Source organism: Mesorhizobium sp. M1050 (assembly GCF_040318715.1).
Lineage (GTDB): Bacteria > Pseudomonadota > Alphaproteobacteria > Rhizobiales > Rhizobiaceae > Mesorhizobium.
The window spans coordinates 1-19,383 of sequence record NZ_JAMYMV010000095.1 but is presented as its reverse complement, the minus strand read 5'-3'; the positions used below and the strand labels follow the sequence as shown (position 1 = coordinate 19,383).

The 19,383-nt window shown below is 59.4% G+C and carries 12 protein-coding genes and 6 pseudogenes; 15 read left to right on the top strand and 3 right to left on the bottom strand.

Annotated features, from left to right (window positions below; all coding sequences use genetic code 11):
• Positions 1-308: 308 nt before the first annotated feature.
• From NKH57_RS30675 to NKH57_RS30655, 5 genes and pseudogenes are all read left to right on the top strand, one after another.
• Positions 309-501 (top strand): annotated as a pseudogene (locus NKH57_RS30675) (hypothetical protein).
• A 170-nt stretch (positions 502-671) separates the two neighbouring features.
• Positions 672-1,142, top strand: a pseudogene (locus tag NKH57_RS30670) (adenosine kinase); the annotation flags it as partial.
• A gap of 141 nt (positions 1,143-1,283) precedes the next feature.
• Positions 1,284-1,823, top strand: a complete 540-nt coding sequence (locus NKH57_RS30665; protein ID WP_352949892.1) for a hypothetical protein — start codon at positions 1,284-1,286, stop codon at positions 1,821-1,823.
• A 571-nt stretch (positions 1,824-2,394) separates the two neighbouring features.
• A complete protein-coding gene (locus tag NKH57_RS30660) occupies positions 2,395-5,259 on the top strand; it encodes a phospholipase D-like domain-containing protein (RefSeq protein WP_352949890.1) in 2,865 nt (954 codons plus the stop codon).
• Positions 5,260-5,515: 256 nt separating this feature from the next.
• Positions 5,516-5,686, top strand: coding sequence for a hypothetical protein (locus tag NKH57_RS30655; RefSeq protein ID WP_352949888.1), 171 nt, complete (start codon positions 5,516-5,518; stop codon positions 5,684-5,686).
• Between the two features lie 261 nt (positions 5,687-5,947).
• On the opposite strand, the gene NKH57_RS30650 is transcribed toward NKH57_RS30655, so the two are convergent.
• Positions 5,948-6,421 carry a hypothetical protein gene (locus NKH57_RS30650; protein ID WP_352607570.1) on the bottom strand — a complete coding sequence of 158 codons (474 nt, stop codon included), beginning with the start codon at positions 6,419-6,421 and terminating at the stop codon, positions 5,948-5,950.
• Positions 6,422-6,689: 268 nt separating this feature from the next.
• Between NKH57_RS30650 and NKH57_RS30645 the strand changes: the two are divergent.
• A pseudogene (locus NKH57_RS30645) lies at positions 6,690-7,244 on the top strand (transposase family protein); the annotation flags it as partial.
• Between the two features lie 112 nt (positions 7,245-7,356).
• Here NKH57_RS30645 and NKH57_RS30640 read toward each other — a convergent pair.
• A pseudogene (locus NKH57_RS30640) lies at positions 7,357-8,319 on the bottom strand (IS110 family RNA-guided transposase); the annotation flags it as partial.
• A gap of 183 nt (positions 8,320-8,502) precedes the next feature.
• On the opposite strand from NKH57_RS30640, the pseudogene NKH57_RS30635 reads away from it, so the two are divergent.
• A pseudogene (locus NKH57_RS30635) lies at positions 8,503-8,744 on the top strand (integrase core domain-containing protein); the annotation flags it as partial.
• Between the two features lie 267 nt (positions 8,745-9,011).
• On the opposite strand, the gene hemN reads toward NKH57_RS30635, so the two are convergent.
• The gene (gene hemN, locus NKH57_RS30630) at positions 9,012-10,352 is read right to left on the bottom strand and encodes an oxygen-independent coproporphyrinogen III oxidase (protein WP_352949886.1); all 1,341 of its coding nucleotides are present in this window, start codon (positions 10,350-10,352) and stop codon (positions 9,012-9,014) included.
• Between the two features lie 1,015 nt (positions 10,353-11,367).
• On the opposite strand from hemN, the gene NKH57_RS30625 reads away from it, so the two are divergent.
• The 8 genes and pseudogenes from NKH57_RS30625 to NKH57_RS30590 all read left to right on the top strand — a co-directional run bounded on the left by NKH57_RS30625 (position 11,368) and on the right by NKH57_RS30590 (position 19,221).
• Entirely contained in the window at positions 11,368-12,510 is a 1,143-nt protein-coding gene (locus NKH57_RS30625) for a porin (protein WP_352949884.1), read from the top strand.
• Positions 12,511-12,528: 18 nt separating this feature from the next.
• Positions 12,529-12,700: pseudogene (locus NKH57_RS30620) on the top strand (thiamine phosphate synthase); the annotation flags it as partial.
• Positions 12,701-12,703: 3 nt separating this feature from the next.
• Positions 12,704-13,192 carry a bifunctional hydroxymethylpyrimidine kinase/phosphomethylpyrimidine kinase gene (locus NKH57_RS30615; protein ID WP_352949882.1) on the top strand — a complete coding sequence of 163 codons (489 nt, stop codon included), beginning with the start codon at positions 12,704-12,706 and terminating at the stop codon, positions 13,190-13,192.
• A gap of 388 nt (positions 13,193-13,580) precedes the next feature.
• Positions 13,581-14,102 (top strand): MaoC family dehydratase, encoded by a 522-nt coding sequence (locus tag NKH57_RS30610; RefSeq protein WP_352607562.1) that lies wholly within the window; start codon positions 13,581-13,583, stop codon positions 14,100-14,102.
• Between the two features lie 592 nt (positions 14,103-14,694).
• The gene (locus NKH57_RS30605) at positions 14,695-14,913 is read left to right on the top strand and encodes a hypothetical protein (RefSeq protein WP_352949880.1); all 219 of its coding nucleotides are present in this window, start codon (positions 14,695-14,697) and stop codon (positions 14,911-14,913) included.
• Between the two features lie 657 nt (positions 14,914-15,570).
• On the top strand, positions 15,571-16,893 hold the full coding sequence (gene glyA / locus NKH57_RS30600) for a serine hydroxymethyltransferase (RefSeq protein WP_352949878.1): 1,323 nt from the start codon (positions 15,571-15,573) through the stop codon (positions 16,891-16,893).
• Between the two features lie 53 nt (positions 16,894-16,946).
• Complete coding sequence (gene metK, locus NKH57_RS30595; RefSeq protein ID WP_023693516.1) at positions 16,947-18,122, top strand: methionine adenosyltransferase; 1,176 nt, start codon at positions 16,947-16,949, stop codon at positions 18,120-18,122.
• A gap of 106 nt (positions 18,123-18,228) precedes the next feature.
• Complete coding sequence (locus NKH57_RS30590) at positions 18,229-19,221, top strand: adenosine kinase (protein WP_352949876.1); 993 nt, start codon at positions 18,229-18,231, stop codon at positions 19,219-19,221.
• The last annotated feature ends 162 nt before the right edge of the window (positions 19,222-19,383 follow it).

The window sequence follows — 19,383 nt, the reverse complement described above, 5'->3', positions numbered from 1 at the left end:
GCTGCCCACTATGCAGCCGTCGCGCGATGGGACACGCCTTTCTGGCAGCGGCGGCGCAGCCATGTCTTCCACGCGTCTAGCATCGTAGGAGGGAGGTCAGAGGTGGTCTCGGGACGGGGTGTTCGGCAATTATGAACCGACCGAGCGCCAGCGAGTGGTCGTCGGCGGGCTCCATGGCGGCATCAGGTCAGGGAACTCGACCTCCATGATCATCTCCGATTTAATTCAAATTTGTCTGTATATATTGACGATTGAACTACCTTCACCTCGTAGACGGCAATGCGGGCGGGTAGAGAGGGTTCTATGATATGACAAGCGATTTTTCCGCCGCCCGAGTGCATTTAGATCGAGCGTATGACTACCTTTGTGGGGATGACCCGATGAGTCCAAAGGGGCCGCGAAGCCTTGGACCTGCTAATTGAGGCGGTTGCCGTCGAAGAGTTCAAGCAGCCACGCCAAAGCGCGGAGGTGCTAAGGTTTCCGATCGGGCGCCGCTGCTGAGGTAATCTCCACGGCCGCCATGTAGCCTCGCAGGTGAGGCGCTCACGGCAGGGACTCGCCGCCCCGTGAGGGCCGGCAACGAACGCATTGGCAAACGGAAAGCCCACTTGCTAGTCCCGCTCCCGACCGGCGTGGCAAGAAGGCCGGCGGGTTCCCAAGCGGAGACATTGATGCCGGACTATGACGTGCTTTGCATCGGCAATGCCAATGTCGACATCATTGCCCAGTGTTATGAGGCGTTTCTCGAGACCAACGGCATCATCAAGGGCGCGATGAACCTGATCGACATAAGGCGCGCCGAGCTGTTGTACAGCCGCATGGGCACGGCGATCGAAGCCTCGGGCGGCAGCGCCGGCAACACGGCCGCCGGCGTCGCCAGCTTCGGCGGGCGCGCTGCCTTCTTCGGCAAGGTGTCGAACGACGCGCTCGGCGAGATCTATGCCCACGACATCCACGCCCAGGGCGTCGCCTTCGACACCAAACTGCTCGAAGGCCAGCCGCCGACGGCGCGCTCGATGATCTTCGTCACGCCCGATGGCGAGCGCTCGATGAACACCTATCTCGGCGCCTGCATCGAACTCGGCCCGGAAGACGTCGAGCCCGACAAGGCGTCGGGCGCCAAGGTGACTTATTTCGAGGGCGTTCCGACAATATCTCAGAAGCGCAGATGGTGCCCCTCCGCGTTTAGTCGGGGATGACAATGACCTCCTCTATGATGCGAGGGGCATTAAGAAGATCGCCGAATTCAACAGTTCAATTGTCATTCGTTTGGCGCGTGAACGTTGCCCACCAACGTTCGCAATGCAGGCGTTGCAACCCGAACATATGATGAAGAGCGCCTGAGGTTTCTTCCAATACGGCAACAGGCAGATCAGGCGCATGTGTTGCGAGCTGCCGGGGTGATCTCGAAAAACGAGCAGTTCCTTCATCCGATCAATGTACGGCCAAAGCCCGCTCTGCCTGCGAAATTCGCAGCGGTTTTTGCCCAAGCCCTCGAAGACATTGCAGGCACGCAGGCAACGGCCATGGTTGCCCATGCGAAGCATCAATCATGGGACACCAAAGTGGGAACAGACGGCTATTTCCATAGCCTTGTAGTGCACCCCGATTGCACGGGCGAAGATTCATGGGGTCGCCAGCCCGCGGCGAACATCTGTGAAAGATTCGGAATCAAAGAGTGGTCGACCGATAGGTCCATGCATGTGAGGGTAGTGAATAATCTGCGTGCAAACAGCCCAGACCGTTTTCAAAAGGCGTACGGAAGGGCCGCCGAGATGATCTCACTGCAGCATGGACCTGAAAGGCCACAGAAGATCGTCTGAAGCTTGGTGAAACGGGAATGCCTCGTTAGGCGACGGCTATTGGAATCCGAGTAACCCTCAAGCATTTCTCGCTCGACTCCCGGACGCATTTCGACTGGCAGAACGACGGGCGGACGCCATCATCTCCATCCGCCAATTCTCGACAGCGGCAGCCTATTTCCGAGTGTCGCGATCAGACCCGTTGTGGAAGTTTGCTCGCCCTTGGTCGAACTCACCCCCCCATGACCCAGGGGCTGTCCTTGGGAGGAGTGCTTTTTCGGATTGTCAAGATTTAGCCGTGACCGATCGAGCAGCGGTGTAGGTCGTGCTGCTGAGGGAAATCAGGCGTAGCCCGCTCCTGTGCCGAGCCCGTTCGATGGCTGCGTCAATGTTCGGATTTTAGGTGACACGCAAAACAAGGCTAGTCTTTTTATAAAAAACAAATATCGTCTGCATTTCTGTTCTTTGGGTTAGCAAGAGAAGCAGGCATGCAATCCTGGTCATAACATGCGCCGACTAATAAAGTACAGGCGTATACTCCGCGGGTATATTTGCCAGGAAGTCACTGTAAGATTTGGGTGGAGGGTCCAAAATGACAGTCGCCGACTCGCAACGGCTGCGCACCATAGCCAAGCAAATTGCCGACGCGAGTTCGCCGGAAGTGCTGGCCAATATCGGCGAAGTGCAGAGACAAGCGGAGCATTCCGGATGGGTGGCCGATGCCACCAAGGCGATGAACGCGCGCTATGGCCCCGGGCCGCGGGCCACGGCGCAGCCGGCCGAGGAGGGTGTGGAGGCGGCCCTCGGCGGGGCACCGCCCCCTCCAGGCGCACCACCGCCCGGCGGCGCGGATGGCGCACCTATACCGCCCCCGCCGCCAATCACCAATGACGAAACCATCGTATTCGCGGTGGGCACGCCGGTCTTCCTCGTCCAAAACAACGCCATCGACATCAACAGCGCCCGCGCCGAGGCGACGGCTTGGCGACAGATCCTGACGACTAACGCGCCGCTGCTCAATCGCAGCATGGCCTCGATCGGTCGCATCGACGTGAGTAATTTCGACAACCCGTTTGTCGGAACGGCTTGGGTCATCGACGACGGGCTGGTGGTCACCAATCGGCATGTTGCCAACCTCTTTGCGGAAACTTGCGGGGCAGACTTCACCTTCAAGCTCGGCTTCGACGCGCGCACGCCGATCGGTGCCGATATCGATTTCCTCCAGGAATTCGGGAACGCAGCCTCCGAGCCTGTGGCGGTCGAGCGAGTCGTCTGGGTGGCGCCGGAAAACCTACCCGACGTCGCCTTCCTAAAGCTCGCGCAGAACTCGTCATCCGTCGGGCGTATGAAGCTGCAGCTTGCCCCCGACACGCCGCGGGCAAAGCTGCCTGTGGCCGTGGTCGGATATCCGGCAAGCGGCGTCCGGTTCTCGGATCAGCAGCTCGTCAACAAGATTTTTGGCGGTGTCTACGACAAGAAGCGGGTGGCGGTGGGCAACCTCCTCGGCGTTGGCGGCGACAACATTACCCATTCTTGCGCGACTTTGGGCGGCAACTCCGGCTCACCGGTCATAGACATCGGTACCGGGCAGGTGGTGGCGCTGCATTATCGCGGCATTGAATTCATTGAGAATGACGCGGTGCCGATGGACCAGCTCAAGCGCTGCCTTGCTCGCGCACGCGGCCTACTGGAGCACACTGGAGGATTTATAAGGCCCGACAACAGCAGCGGGGGAGGCAATTCAGGCTCTGGACGGGGTGGTATCACCTTCATGGTACCGCTCAGGATTACAGTCGAGATCGACGGCGCTGCGTCGCCGATGTTTGGTGCCGCCTCGTCGGTCGGCCCTACGCCAACTCCTACCGCCGGTCCGGCCTCGACCAACGCCGCACCGCCCGCGGGCAGCCCTCCTCCAGCCAGGGAAAAGACGCTCGCCGCCGTACGCACTGCACGCGCTCTTCTTGCAAATCGCGAAGACGTCGTTGCGGTCAAACCGGGGTATCGCTTCGAGAATGGTGAGATCACCGACGAGCGCGCTGTGGTTATCGCGGTCAAGCGCAAGGTCGACCTCAGCGCGCTCGAGTCGCGCGGGGTGATACCGCTTCCTTCCTACATCGATGGCGTACGCACAGACGTAACGGTCGCCTCGACGTCCGACCTTATGGGACTCAGCGTCGGCGACGAGGCACCGCCTAGCTGGCATACCAGCTACAAGCCGCGGCCCGATCTGCCTCTCACACGACGCAAGACGTCGACAAAGTTCACATTGCATACGGGACCCGACGCAAGCTGGCCGGTGCTAGGGCCGTTCCTTGCGGCAACGACGAAGTCGCTGGTGGTGGCGATGTACGATTTTGGAGCCGTCAACGTGGTAAACGGCGTTCTCGACGCGGTCAAGACCAAAGCGGAGACGATGTCTCTCGTGTTGCAGATGGGCGGCAAGGTACACGCGGGCGATTTCACCGATTACGAAGCCGTGGATAAGATTCGCGACCAAAAGGGCAGCAAATTCAACTTTGCTCCAGCGAGCGTGGGCAAGACTGGCATCTTCGATTCCGCCTACCATATCAAGGTCGCAGTACGCGACCGCTCGGCAATGTGGCTGTCAAGCGGCAACTGGCAGAGCTCCAACCAGCCCGAGGTGGCGCCGCTAACCAACCCGGGTGATGCGAACGCGCTCAGGCTATACAACCGTGAGTGGCACGTGGTGCTTGAAGACAAGGAGCTAAGCCAGCTCTACGAAGCGCACATCCTGCGCGACCTCGAGGAGGCCAAGGGAGCGCCAGAATCGGTGATGGACGAGCCGCTGGTGTGGGTGCCGGCTGACCTGACGTTCGACACGCTCGAAGCGGCGGCGAAGCCGCGTTACTTCCAGCCGATGACGGACACGCGTGAGATCGACGTGCAGCCGATCCTTACGCCCGACAACTACATCGACGTAGTGCTGCCGTTCGTCCGGTCAGCGAAACGCACGATCTTTTTTCAGAACCAGAGTTTCAACACCAAAACCGTGGGCGACAACTACTGCAAGCTGCTCGATGCCCTCTTGGCACAGCAGAAAGCAGGTCTCGACGTCCGCGTCATCTTCCGTTCTTTCGGTTCGGACGACCGAGAGACGATCAGCGATGCCAAGGACTACGGCTTCGACACAGGCAAAATCCGCAAGCAGAAGAACTGTCATACCAAAGGCATCATAGTGGACGGCGAAGCGGTGCTTATCGGAAGCCACAATTGGACCACAGCCGGAACCGGATTTAACCGCGATGCGAGCCTGATCTTCTACGACCGTGGCATTGCCAAATTCTACGAGGACATCTTCCTCTACGATTGGGATCGAATTGGACCAGCCAAGATCGACGAGTCGCTGCCAGCGCCGATCATCATGACCGCGGCCAACGACACAACGCCACATCCCGGCTACGTGGCAGTGCCGCTTTCAGTCATCCTAGGGCGTTGACCAGAGGGCTATTCGATCGGCGAAACATGGAACTGCCCCTCGCGGCTTGAGGCAGCCCGCAACGAATCCAACAATCCCGCGTGGGTAGTAGACACAGTTCACCGGGTTCTGATTTGGCGCATCTCCGCTTTCTTGAATGTTAAATCCTACCCTTTACCAAAGGCATGATTCACCGGGAGAATCCTGGGCCGTTCATTGAGCGGGCTGCGGTTTCCGCTGATGTGAGTTGTGGGGCATATCCGTCACGTGCGATGTCATGGCTCAGGCTGTCGATGTCGTCCCTCTTGGCCTCAGATACGGAGCGTCGCACCGGGTCATCAGGAACGAGCAGGTCTACGATGCCGCGCTCGAACGGCTGTCCGACCTCATGTCGGCTGCTCCCGGCACCCCTGAGTTCGACGAGCAGCATGTTGGTCGATGGGTATGAGGCTGAGCATCATGTGATCGAAATGCCTACGCATGGCGATACGGCGACTTTCGGAAGGCCGTCGCGGTCAGCGCTGTATGCGTCAGTGTGGGAGAAAGGCCCGGTCCCCGACGTAAATCCATAGGCGGATGGTCGGTGCTTCATCTTCGCCAGGCGAAACAAACGCCGTCCGTGCGCAGTGTTCTTGAGGGCGGATTGCAAAGTAGTACGCATCCGCGCCGCAGCTAACTGCAGCGCAGACGCAGCGTGGCCTTGGCTCGTCTATGCTTTTGCTAGGATGGCCTCTTCCTTCTGTTGCATCGAAATTGTCGTGCTGTAATACGGCCAAATGTAAGGTCCACCCGCACCTTGATTCAGGTCTTGATTGATTGCCTCATACCCAGCGATAGCTGGCGGTGTGGACTGATTGGTTACAAGCAGTTGGAGGGCTGTGATGGGCTGATTGCCTGTTTCGCCGTTTTTCCAGACCATGTAAATGTATTTCCCGCCTGCCCCTTGTTTGAGGTCTTGGCCCGTCCATTGCCAACCAGAAGGCGGATTCGATTGCGCTTCGTTGTATGCAACGAAGTTGATCGATGTCACAGGATTGCTGTTTCCAAGAATATAGCCAATGTAGATGTACTTTCCGCCAACGCCTGTATTCGTGTCGGTTGGCAGGAAATCCCAAGGCGGCTGATATTTTGGTCCAGAACTGTCATCGACCTGATTTGTCAATTGCTGAATCGGCGTAGTCATTTTGGCGCTCCATTTTGTGCCAGAGTTTTCACTCTTCCGCCGGATCATCACTAGATCTTTGTTTTACGTGAGAGCGTAAGAGCGACCGTCGACCAGCAAGTCTCGCGCCAATCGAAACTATGATGCTGGGACAATGCGTTAACTCTGAGCGCGATCTGTCTCGTTTCGGACGTTGTCGAAGTTCCGACAGCAAGCCTTTGCTGCCCGATCGATACGCGGTGCGTTCTAATCTCCTAGCGTCGCGAGGCGTGCATCCGGACGTATTGAGGTAAAGAAATGGCGCAGCCGGACACGACGGCCAATGCGCCGATGGGTCCCAAGGCGCCGAAGAGCACTGTGCTGACGCCGGCCGAGGAAGCCATCGTGGTGGCGTTCCGGCAGAAGACGCTGCTGCCGCTGGACGACGTACTCGGCTGCCTGAGAGACACCATCCCCAACCTCAGCGCAGCGCCCTGCAGCGATGCCTCCAGCGTCACGGCGTCTCCCGGCTGCCGGTCGAGGAGACCAAGGAGCAGCGCAAGCGATTCAAGACCTACGAGATCGGCTATGTCCACATCGACAGCTGCGAGCTGCGCCACGCCGACGGCAAGCTCATCATGTTCCTGGCCATCGACCGCGTCTCGAAGTTCACCTATGTCGAGTCCACGACAGCGCCGGGATGATGGAAGGCTCAGCCTTCCTCAAAAACGTGGTGGAGGTCTTCCCCTACAAGATCCACATCGTGCTCACCGACAATGGCATGGCCTTCGCCGACCTGCCCAAGAACCGCGACGGCCCCAGCCGCCGCTTCTTGGGTCCGCACATCTTCGACCGCGTCTGCATCGCTACGACATCGAGCAAGCGCTTTTTGGTCAGATTTGCGATATTCTCTTCTCGCGCATGGATGACCGCGTGGCGAAGAGCAGGATCGAGGTGAGAGTCCTGCCGCGAAGCCTCTATCGTCGTACCTCATTTGCGGCATCCGTGCGCGCCTTCTTCGGACCTCGTCGGTTCCAGCCGGAGACAAAGCGCGCGTATGCGCCCTCGGCCTGTTCCACCCAGCGCCTCTCCTCTTCCCGGCGGCTCTTGATGTTGTAGACACGCGCGGCCCCCTTTTGGCCGCGCACAGCCTTGCTCCCGGCCTTGAGTTCCACATCGCGCAGCTTCTTGGCATGCAGGGAGGGTCGAGCCCACGCGTTACTCTCGACCTTCGTCAGCAGATGCCAGATCACGACAGCGAGTTTGCGTGCGGTTGCGACGGCCGCGACATGCTGGCCGCGCCGGGCTCGCACGCGCAGGAAGAAGGCTCGCAACGGTCCTGGTGCGCGTGCCGCCGCCCAGGCCGCTTCAACGAGCATGCCGCGGGCATGTCCGCGTCCCTCCTTGGTGATCCGTCCGTGGTAGGCAGGTCCTGACCCTGATTGCCGGACACTCGGATTCAAGCCAAGATAGCTCACAAGCTTCTGCGGCTCCTCGAAGCGCGACACGTCGCCGATCGCGGCCTTCATTGCAAGCGCGACGGTCATGTCGATGCCAGGAATGGTCATCAGCCGCTTCACGCTTTCATCTTCAAGAGTCGAGCGGGCAAGATCGCGCTCGATAACATGGAGGTCGTCGCCCAATCGGTCGAACTCGCGCAGATGCCGATCGATCGCGAGGCGCTCGTCTTCCGGCACGATCTGTTCGCTCAACCACGACCGGCCCTTGGGGCCGCACAGATCGGCATGCGGGCAGGACGGGATGAGGTGGCTATGAAGGATCGACTGGATGACATTCTTCAAGCGTGATCTTTGCCGGACGATCTGATTGCGCCGCGTCACCTGCCGGCGCAGTGCCTGCGTCGGTTCGTCCGGAATCCAGACTTCCGGCAGGAAGCCGCTGGCATAGAGCTGCGCCAGAACGCCGGCATCGATCGTGTCCGCATCCGGGAAAGTCGCGAGGGGCGGCCATGTAACGAGCTCGGGCTCTCAGCCCACGGTCTAAAGACGGCCTGCCCGCACTTTCGTGCTCCCGGTGCCCCACGTCCCGGATGGGCTGACCATAAGGCCGTTCCCAAAGAAGAACAGTAGGACGAAAAGGCACCACAGATCACAATACCGGATAATGGCCAGGCCGAGCGGATGAACCGCACCATCAAGGATGCCACGGTCAAGGTCTACCACTACGACGACCTGCAAAGCCTCAAGCCCATGTCCTGGCCTTCGTCGCCGCCTACAATTTCGCTAAGCACCTCAAGGCTCTGCGATGGCGAACGCCCTACCAGGTCATCTGCGAGGCCTGGACGAAAGACCCGTCAATCTTCAAGATCAATCCGCACCATCTCATTCCGAGACCACACACCTAGCAACAATCTGGGTCTCTCATGAACATTTTTGTGCGTGTTGACGTTGCCCCTGCGGCCTGATCCCGATTGAAGTTCGTGGCCCACTCAGAGGGCGGCAGTACATGAAGCGCAGCCGCTTTTCTGAAGAGCAGATCGTGGGATACTGAACGAGCATGAGCCCGGCTGAGATCTACCCTCATCCACGTGCATGATCAGCTTACGATGGGCGGTCTCGGCTCGATGATGCCCGGTTAGCGGGCGCGTAGCTTCCGTATTGTATGCTTGCCTTCACCTGCGGGGTATACATAGGCCCTCTCTATCGAGAAAAGCATCAAAGGCGGCAGCGACAGCGCGAGTCAAAAAGCGATGCTCCCGCCGTACGCGGACAAAACCGTTTTCGAAAACCACTATCCCGTCCTTGGCCAGGATCGCCAAGCGCTCAGCTGAATCGAGAAGACGGATCGGATCAGATCCGTAGGCGGCACAGATTGCCGGCAAATCGGCCTCAAAATCGCACATTAATCGCTCGATAATTGCGGCTCTCGCGCGGTCGTCGTCGGTGAGGCGATGGCCCTTCGATGTCGCCAGTCGGCCATCTGCGATGTGCTGGATGTAGGAATCCCGTGTAACTTCGTTTTGAACGTACCCTTGGCCGATGCGGCCGATAGCCGACGCGCCGAAACCGATCAGGGTTCTGCAGGTGTCGGCCGAGTAGCCCAACGAGTTACGCCGCAGGCGACCGGTTTTCTGTGCCAGCGCGAGCTCGTCGTCAGGCAAGGCGAAATGGTCGAGCCCGATCTCTTGGTAGCCGGCGGCACTCAGCGTCACGGCGACAGCCGCATGCTGTTCAGCGCGGGCAGCGCTGTCGGGAAGAAATTCCTCCTCGATGAGGCGCTGATTCTTTATTTGGGATGGTATATGTGAGTAGCCGAACACGGCAAGCCGGTCGGGGCGCATGGCGACCGCCGCCCTCGCTGTCTCGACGCAGGACTCCACCGTTTGACGCGGCAGGCCGTAGATGAGGTCGAAGTTGATCCGGTTTATTTCATGCCGGCGCAGCATTTCCACGGCAGCCGACGTCTGGGCTTCGCTCTGGATCCGGTTGATCGCTTTTTGAACAATGGGATCGAAGCTCTGCACGCCGAGGCTCGCGCGGTTCACGCCGGCCGCTCCTAAGGCTTCCGCCATCTCGGGCGTGAACGTGCGTGGGTCGATCTCGATGGCGACAGTAGCTGTTTTCGAGATGGCGAAGTGGCGTCGCAGGAACTCCATCAGAGCAAGGAACTCGGCTGGTCCTATGAGAGACGGCGTTCCGCCGCCGAAATGTATGTCGCTCACGGGCATCGTCTGCGGCGCTCGCTCCGAAACCAGACGGATCTCGTCACGCAGGGCCGCCAGATAGTTGAGGATCGGCGCATCATGGCAGGTGATGGTGGTGGGAAAGCCGCAATACCAGCACGCTGATCGGCAGAACGGAACGTGCAGATAGAGTGACACCGGATCGTTAGCCGGCAGGTTCCTAAGCCAGTCCTCATAAGCCTCGGCGCCGACCGCCCCAGAGAACTCCGACACAGCCGGATAGATAGTGTACCAAGGCAGCCGGGCCTGTCGAAATTTCGTGGTCTGCAACGGTCACCATCCCATGCTTGATAACAATCAAACCTACCGCTGCGCTCGCCTGTGTCTTTGCGCTATGTCAGTCCGTTCCGCTATGGGCTCGAAGCTGGATGTCTTAGGAATGGCGCCGTTCGCTCTTTGGCTGGACAGCGATGGTCTGAGCACTCGGTCACCGACTGACAATGGTGATCCCGCCGCGACCCTCACGCGCACCGGTTTGTTCCACCATCCCTTCCCTTCACCTGCGTCCCGGAGATTCTGCTAAGCGCAGCTGCCGCATCCCACGAGACAATAGGTCTTGGGACCACACTTTGCTCGCAAGCTAGTGCCGCTCTTAGTGAACTCTGCCATGTCGATGAGCTCGTCGTGTGAATTGCTGGCAAGAAGCATTAGCTGTGGCGCGCCGCTTTCAGGACGAGAACCTGCTCGACGCGACAGTCCGGTCCGCCGCAATACCAAGGCTGGCGCCTACTGACTCAGTGGTGCAAGGCTGCAGCGCGTAGTTATCGACCATCAGCTCGCCAAAATGACGGCGTCGTGCCGACGGTGCCGCCGCAGATGGCTCAACGTCGGGGCTCACCGCAAACAATGCTGTCCCCATGGAACGACACTGTCGCGAAGCGAACAGACGAACCGTAGCCGAAACGTTTGCCGTTCGTGCTTGGGTGGATCCGCAAGGCAAAAACAAGGAAGCGCGAACCAAGGTCCGCCCGCACAATTGAGCTTCAAGCCGCAGCTAGATCGTCAGGCTGGCACGTCATTTGCGGTCGAATGCAATCGAACCCTTTTGTGACGCCTACCTCTACCAGCTGAGTTGACGGTGATGATTGTACAAAATTTTGCATACCCCCATTACGTCGATAATTATGTATCGGAAACTAAACTTAATATCTAACCACAATTACCAGAGTACATTCTCGGCCTTCCTTCAGAGTTTAGCTGCCGGCGCAGCAAAATTGCGCGTATTTCAAAGTTGCTCACAGAATCACTCGCGTCCATCCCTTTATTATTCAAGCGGAGATCGACAATGACCATTAGGAGCCTCCTCCTCGGCTCAACTGCGGCACTGATTGCCGTTTCCAACGCTCGCGCCGTCACCACCCTCGCCGAGCCTGACCCGACAGAGTACGTCAAGATCTGCGACGTCTACGGCTCGGGGTACGTCTACATTTCAGGCACCGAGACCTGCCTGCGAATCGGCGGCTTTGTCCGTTACGACGTCGGATTGTTTGACCACTCAAGAACCTCGGATGTGAGGACTGGTGAGCATCAGGGCACGTGGCAAAACAACACACGCTTCACATTGAAAACCTGGACCGGCCAGGAGACCGAACTCGGCACGTTGAAGACCTACACCGAGACCCGCGTGAACTTCGGCGACCACCACACATCGGTTTCGGACAGTTCTCGGTCCTATGCCTTCAACGGAGACAGCATCTTGACTTTCGCCTGGATTCAGCTTGGTGGCCTCCGAGTTGGTAAGGACTGGTCGGCCTTCGACATGTTTATTGGCGGCGCGGGTGATGTACTGAACCAGACGCCAGTCCCGTACGGCGCTTTCGATACCAATGTGATTCAGTACTACTTGGATGCCGGGAACGGCTTTTCGGCCGTGGTTTCGCTCGAACAAGGCTCGGGCGTGGTCGGCACAATCGACAGCTACGCTCCCCACGTAGTCGGCGGCTTGAAATACACACATGGCTGGGGAGCGATCACCGGCGTTGCCGCTTACCATAACAACTACGAAACGCTGGCCGCCAAGGTCCGTGTCGACATCAATGTCACCAACGAACTGTTGCTGTTCGGAATGTTCGGCTACGGTTCCAATGGCCAGCTCAACTACGACTCCACGAATGCGGTAGACGCTCATGGTCGCGGCTTCTATAAAATTTGGGGCGGGAACTGGGCTTTCTGGGCTGGCGCCGCTTACGAGCTCAACGAGATAACTTCGTTCAACCTTCAGCTCTCGGGTGATCAACTCAAGAACTATGGTGTCGCTGCGAACGTCGCCTATGCGTTTCTTCCAGATTTCACTGTTACGGCTGAAGTCGACTATGACCGCTACGGAAACTCCGCTGTCGGAAAAGTGAAAGCTTCCAACGTGAACTGGACCAATGCCAACAAGAAGAGCAGTGTCGGCGGCATCCTGCGTTTCGAACGCTCATTCTAATGATCAGATGAACCGAATCGGGTGGCGCCGATCCCATTGGACTCCATCGGCGGCTTTAACCCCCGGCCGGCTCGACGGAGTCTTGGCCGCTGGTGCGGACATCGCGGCGGTGGTCACCGACATCACCTTGAATGGCGATCCCGAAGCGCGCACGCGAGAACGGACCGAAAAGACAAAGCCATGGCGCTGAGGCATGAACCGCATGTGCTTGTTCCGGAGGGACCGGGCTGCAGCGGCGGTGATGGAATCGAGCGCGATATCGAGACGCTCTCCTCCTTGGGCATGCGCAGCTGTCTTTCCGTCACTGCGGTACGACATCGTCACGGACATACTTCATCTACAACCCCCGTCTGGTTGGCGATCAGATGCGTTCGGCGCTGCAGGCCAAGTCGTCACACCCAATGTTATTGAACTGGCGCTTCTCGCCGGCTCAGAGCTGGCGGTGGATGAGGTCGGCGCGCTTCAACAAGGACAACAACTGCTCGCCGCCGGGGTTCAGGCCCTGCTGAAAGGCGGCCACAGCTCAGGACCTCGCTCAACGGATGTTTACGTTGGTCCACAACCCGTGCGTCTCGACACTCGTCGGCTGGCAAGGACTTGGCGGTCATCTGGCGGTCGATTGAGGAAGCCGTGCTCGCATCGCATAAACCACCGCGTCTGCCGCTCCTCCCATTGGGGATAGGGATGGTTCTTATCCAGACAATTGATTTTACCAATCTCTGACGATACCGCATAGCGGCGCCGGCGGAATGATCACCGTTAGGCAATGAGGATCGCACTTCGGTTAACGTTATCAGCGCAGGCCATTTTGCTGGCGAGGCAAGGGCCGCGCGCAGGAATTTGCAATGCTAGTGGCCGGCAGGCGTGCATCGCGACCGACGTAAAAACCAAGCACGTCTGCGGCCACGTTCCGATCGGCCGCATCGGCGCGCCGAATGAGATTGCCGGCGAACTAGCCGTGACGGCAGTCATCTCACCGGCGCATCCCGCCGATCGATGGCCTGCCAGTTGGTGCAGCATGGGCTGACACTGTTCACGGAATGAAGCCGCTCGCGCTCCGGACGGTTGAAATGGAGGAAATTTGCGTGGAACCGATCAGTCTCAACGTGCTTCTGACCAGCGTCGGCAAGGAACTCGGCGTGTCGCCGTGGCGGGTGGTCTCGCAGCGGATGATCGATCAGTTCGCCGAGGCCACCGATGACCACCAGTTCATCCACTGCGATCCGGAGCGCGCCAAGCGCGAGACGCCATTCGGCGGCACCATCGCGCATGGCTTCCTGTCGCTTTCGCTTTTGTCGGCAATGACTTTCGAGACCATGCCGGCGCTCGAAAACAGCAAGATGGGTGTCAACTACGGCTTCGAATCGCTACGCTTCCTGGCGCCGGTGAAAACCGGATCGCGCATCCGCACCCGTTTCGTACTGGCCGACGTCAAGGTCAGGCCGTCAGGCTGGGTGCAGACGACGCAGGGCGTAACGATTGAGATCGAGGGCTCGAAAAAGCCAGCGCTTACCGCGCGCTGGTTGACGCTGACGCTGATCAAACGCCAGCCGGAAGCGCCTGAAGGGCTCTACGAGCGTCAGCAGGGATGATCTGCACACGCCGGCCAACCTGCAGGGCGATGTAGACGACCAGCGCGCTACCGATCGGCAAACGCGGCCACGTGGGCCGACAGGTAGAGTGGCAGGAATGCCTGATCAGGCTCCGTCGGAGAGGGCGTGGATGTATCGGAAGCGCCTCGCCTTTCTCTTTACGAAGATCTATGGTGATTGCGGACCACGTCGAAAAATCGGCTTGTGATGAGTTGGCAGATCCTCCCCGACTGAATCAGCCTCAAATGGGGTGTTCTCGATCAACCGGGTCCAACTTGACGGCGCGGGTGTCGCTGATCGGCTGCTCGTCGACGGGCCAGGTAAAGGCAGAACGCGGCGGTGCAAGAGCTACGCAGTTGATGTGGACTCCCAGAGCTGGGAGCCGGAAAGCCACGATCAGAAAGACCCCCGAGCCCCTCAGTCGGGATCGAATAAAGTGGCTTGGCGAGAGGCCTTCGAAGACGGGGTCGAGAGTAGACGGACGAGCTCGACACGCGTATTGCGCAGTATTGTCGAGAGACGGAGGATTTACGCTCGCCACTCAACTGACAATTCAGCGAGACGCCTCGATCGAGGCTTACGGCTCTGCTGCTTGCATGCCGAAAAGCAAGGTTGGACAGTCGTCGACAGCAAACCGGCCGCCGATCTGGGCACGTCGCTGTTGCATCCGGCCTTCAGGAGCGGATCAGCGATGCAGGGCAGATTCGTGATCGTGCTCGCAGAGCCGATGGATCGCCTGACCCTGACCGCTGCAAACCGGGCAGCCTGGGCTCGTCAAACGTTGCAACAGATCCTTCAAGGAAATTCATAGAGTCTTAGCAACTCCGGCTCGCTGTGAATGGTAGGGTTGTTGCACCCGTCTGAGGTCAGTGGGTCAAAACCGTGGCCCCGCTAATCTTCGACTCGCGCCTAACTGCTTGCCATTTCGGCTAAAGGCAAGAAGAGCGCCCATTTGTTTGTTCGACACAGCGATGTCGGCCGTCGTTGCGGCCACCGAGATTTGTCCGGTCGCTAGACAACCTGAAAGCTGCAACTTCTGTGGAGAACGCGAAATGAGAAATTCGGTAGGGCTTGGTCCTGACCCATGATGACACTGGTGAGTCGCCTACGCATGGCAGCGCATTCTGACCGCCTTCGAATACTGGGCCTTTGTGCGCATGCGGACCTAACTGTCTGCGAGCTAGCGGAGATTATGGGCGTGTGTCGAGAGCGGGTTGCGCGACACGTCCGGCTGCTCGCCAGAGCCGACTGTCTTTGCTGCAACGAGCAGGCTCCATGGCGCTCATACCATCTCAAAGCAGAATCCAACGACGGCGGGCTGGTTCGACTACTGGTCGATCTCCTGCCCCATCGCGACGGCTATCATAAACAGGACCTGCAGCGGCTTGAAGCGGTACGAGACACGCGGCCGAAGGGGACCGCATGCTTGATCGTGAAATAATCAATCCAATTGGAGCGCGAAGCTACCATGGACACCATCGCCCGGTCCGACACCCCAGAGAGGTCATCATTGGCGGCGGTTGATTGCCGCGTTCACGAGCTGCTTCAGAGACAGAAGCGGCAGGAGCGGACGACCCTCAAGCTCATCGCCTCAGAGAACTTTGCGTCCTCGGCCGTGCTGGAAGCGAACGGCTCGATTTTCACGAACAAGTACGCCGAGGGGTACCCCGGTGCGCGCTACTACGCTGGAAACGAGATCGTCGATGAGCTTGAGAATCTAGCCATTGAGCGCTTGAAAGAATTATTCGGCAGCGAGCATGCCAACGTCCAGCCTTATTCTGGCTCGCCGGCCAACCAGGCTGTCTATCGTGCGCTTTTGAGCCCCGGTGACAAAGTCATGGGCTTGCCCCTTCCGGAAGGGGGCCATCTGACTCATGGTTGGGCCATCAACTTTTCCGGAACTGACTATCAACGCGTGCCCTATGGTCTAGATGAAAAGACACAGCAGATTGACTATGACCGCTTGCGCGAGACAGCCAAGCGGGAACGGCCGCGGCTCATTTGGGTCGGCGGAACTGCTTACCCGCGTGTCTTTGACTACGCGGCAATGGCAGAAATCGCCCTGGAAGCGAACTCCTATCTCGTAGCCGACATTGCGCACATCAGCGGCCTGATTGCCGCGGGAGCGCACCCGAATCCCGTGGGCCATTGCGACGTGGTCAGCAGCACGTCCCACAAGTCGATCCGCGGCCCCCGCGGTGGCTTCATTTTGTCAAGGAACGAAGATCGCTATCAGGCCCTGTATCATACAAAGAGCAAATACAATCTCGCCAGACGAATAGACCGGGCGGTCTTCCCTCACCTGCAAGGCGGGCCCCACATGAATGCCATCGCTGCGCTAGCGGTTGCCTTGCACGAAGCCGCGAACCCGTCCTTCCGAAGCTACGGCCAACAGACGGTCAAGAATGCCAAGGCTCTGGCACATGCACTGCTTGAGCGAGGTTATGACCTGGTGACCGGGGGGACGGACAATCACATGCTGATCCTTGATCTTCGCGATCGGCCCCTATCGGGCAAGGCCTATGCCGAGCGACTAGCAAAGGCAGGAATCATCACAAACTTTAATATGGTGCCTGGCGACCCGCGGGATCCGGCGGTCACAAGCGGAATTCGCCTGGGGGCGCCAGCAGTGACGTCAATGGGCATGCGCGATGTGGAAATGGTGCAAATTGCTGGCTTCATTGACTCCGTCCTCCAGCGGCCAGACGACGAAGATCTCCATGCCTGCGTGCGACGAGACGTTGCCGACTTGTGCGCTGCGTTCGAGGCCCCGGGCATCTGCGACAAGTAAGGTGGGCCAAGCAAAATGCCCATACCACATCCAACACCCGAAGCGAGGTATTCATGGCTAGGCAGTTCGTGTTCTCTTCCGAATCGGTTGGCGCGGGGCACCCGGATAAGTTGGCCGACAACATCTCGGATGCCATCCTCGATGCCATCCTCCGCACAGATCCCAAGGCGCGCGTCGCCTGTGAAGCGTTGGTAAAATCAGGGATAGTCGTTCTGGCTGGCGAGATTACCAGCGATGCGCAGGTGGATTACAGCCAAGTTGCGCGCGATACGATTCTCGACATTGGGTACGACGACGAGGCCGTCGGCTTTGACGGCCGGCGTTGCTCCGTCGTTCATGCCCTCACCGAGCAGTCGCCCGACATCAGCCAAGGCGTTGACGAGGGAAGAGGGCAAGACCTCCAGCAGGGAGCGGGAGATCAGGGCCTCATGTTCGGCTACGCATGCCGCGAAACCGATACCCTGATGCCTTTGCCGATCCAGCTCGCTCATCGCTTGACGAAACGGCAGGCGTATGTCCGGAAGGCACAACAGCTTGGCTGGTTGCGTCCTGACATGAAATCCCAAGTCTCAGTGCGGTATGAGGGGTTGCGCCCGGTCGCCCTGGATACCATCGTCGTGTCGACGCAACATGACGAGCAGGTCTCGCAAGAGACTGTCCGCGAGGGCGTCATTGAGGAAATCATAAAGCCTGTCCTGCCGACCCACCTGGAGACGGAAGGCATCAGAATTCTGGTCAACCCGACGGGGCGGTTCGTAGTCGGCGGGCCGCGCGGCGACTGCGGTCTCACTGGACGCAAGATCATCGTCGATTCCTATGGCGGGATGGGTCGTCATGGCGGCGGCGCCTTCTCGGGCAAGGACCCGTCCAAGGTTGACCGCTCAGCTGCCTATGCGGCCCGCTATGTCGCAAAGAACATCGTCGCTAGCGGACTTGCGGACGTGTGCGAGGTGCAGCTTGCTTACGCAATCGGCGTGGCCAGTCCGGTTTCCGTCATGGTCAACACGTTCGGGACAGCCAGGGTTGAGGAAAGCAGGATCGAGCGCCTCATTCTTGAGTTGTTCGATCTCAGACCGAAAGGCATTATCAAGATGCTTGATCTCTTACGCCCTATATACCGCAATACAGCGACCTATGGCCATTTCGGCCGTGAAGAGCCTGATTTCACCTGGGAGAAGACAGACAGGGCGGACGAATTGCGTCGCGAGGCAGGACTCGCCGCCCCGTGAGAGCCGCCGGCGAACGGATTGGCAAGCGGAAGCCCATTCCCACCGGTCAGACCCGCGCCGGGCCGGCATGGCAAGAAGCCGGCTCGGGTTTTTGGCGGAGACATTGATGCCGAAATATGACGTGCTTTGCATCGGCAATGCCATTGTCGACATCATCGCCCAGTGCGACGAGGAATTCCTCGAAACCAACGGCATCATCAAGGGCGCGATGAACCTCATCGACACAAAGCGCGCCGAATTGCTCTACAGCCGCATGGGCCCGGCGATCGAGGCCTCCGGCGGCAGCGCCGGCAATACCGCGGCCGGCGTTGCCAGCTTCGGCGGCCGCGCCGCTTTCTTCGGCAAGGTCTCGAACGATACGCTGGGCGAAATCTACGCTCACGACATCCATGCGCAGGGCGTCGCCTTCGACACCAAACCGCTCGAAGGCCAGCCGCAGACGGCGCGCTCGATGATCTTCGTCACCCCCGATGGCGAGCGTTCGATGAACACCTATCTCGGCGCCTGCGTAGAGCTCGGACCGGAGGATGTCGAGGCCGACAAGGCATCTGGCGCCAAGGTCACCTATTTCGAGAGCTATCTGTGGGACCCGCCCCGCGCCAAGGAAGCGATCCGGCAGACCGCGCGGCTGGCGCATGCCGCCGGCCGCGAAGTGTCGATGACGCTGTCGGATTCGTTTTGCGTCGACCGCTACCGCGACGAGTTCCTCGAACTGATGCGCTCGGGCACAGTCGATATCGTCTTTGCCAACAGCCACGAGATCAAGTCGCTCTACCAGACCAAATCCTTCGACGAGGCGCTGGCGGCGATCCGCAAGGACTGCAAGATTGCCGCCGTCACCCGCTCGGAAAAAGGCTCGGTGATCGTGCGCGGCGACGAGACCGTCACCATCCAGGCGACGACGATCCGCGAGTTGGTCGACACGACCGGTGCTGGCGACCTCTATGCCGCCGGCTTCCTCTACGGCTACACAACCGGGCGCAGCCTGAAGGATTGCGGCGATCTCGGCTCGTTGGCCGCCGGGCTGGTCATCCAGCAGCTCGGTCCTCGGCCGCGGCAGAATCTGCGCCGCGAGGCTGAACGGGCTGGGTTGCTGTAGATGCGCGAGCAACTAACCAGCTGCCCTACTGACGCGATTATCGCAGTGGCCGAACTGTGTCAAAGCTCGCTCATATCGAAGCCAGTCGGTGAAGGCCACCGAAAGCGGCGGAGTTCGTGGCTTCGACGCCGGCAAGAAGGTCAAGGGCCGCAAGCGGCACAT

What these genes read in the sequence shown, in the direction of transcription:
- glyA (WP_352949878.1), top strand. Translation starts at nt 15,571, where the DNA reads ATGGACACCATCGCCCGGTCCGACACCCCAGAGAGGTCATCATTGGCG.
- NKH57_RS30625 (WP_352949884.1), top strand. Translation starts at nt 11,368, where the DNA reads ATGACCATTAGGAGCCTCCTCCTCGGCTCAACTGCGGCACTGATTGCC.
- NKH57_RS30610 (WP_352607562.1), top strand. Translation starts at nt 13,581, where the DNA reads ATGGAGGAAATTTGCGTGGAACCGATCAGTCTCAACGTGCTTCTGACC.
- NKH57_RS30660 (WP_352949890.1), top strand. Translation starts at nt 2,395, where the DNA reads ATGACAGTCGCCGACTCGCAACGGCTGCGCACCATAGCCAAGCAAATT.
- NKH57_RS30650 (WP_352607570.1), bottom strand. Translation starts at nt 6,421, where the DNA reads ATGACTACGCCGATTCAGCAATTGACAAATCAGGTCGATGACAGTTCT.
- metK (WP_023693516.1), top strand. Translation starts at nt 16,947, where the DNA reads ATGGCTAGGCAGTTCGTGTTCTCTTCCGAATCGGTTGGCGCGGGGCAC.
- NKH57_RS30655 (WP_352949888.1), top strand. Translation starts at nt 5,516, where the DNA reads ATGGCTCAGGCTGTCGATGTCGTCCCTCTTGGCCTCAGATACGGAGCG.
- NKH57_RS30615 (WP_352949882.1), top strand. Translation starts at nt 12,704, where the DNA reads ATGAACCGCATGTGCTTGTTCCGGAGGGACCGGGCTGCAGCGGCGGTG.
- NKH57_RS30590 (WP_352949876.1), top strand. Translation starts at nt 18,229, where the DNA reads ATGCCGAAATATGACGTGCTTTGCATCGGCAATGCCATTGTCGACATC.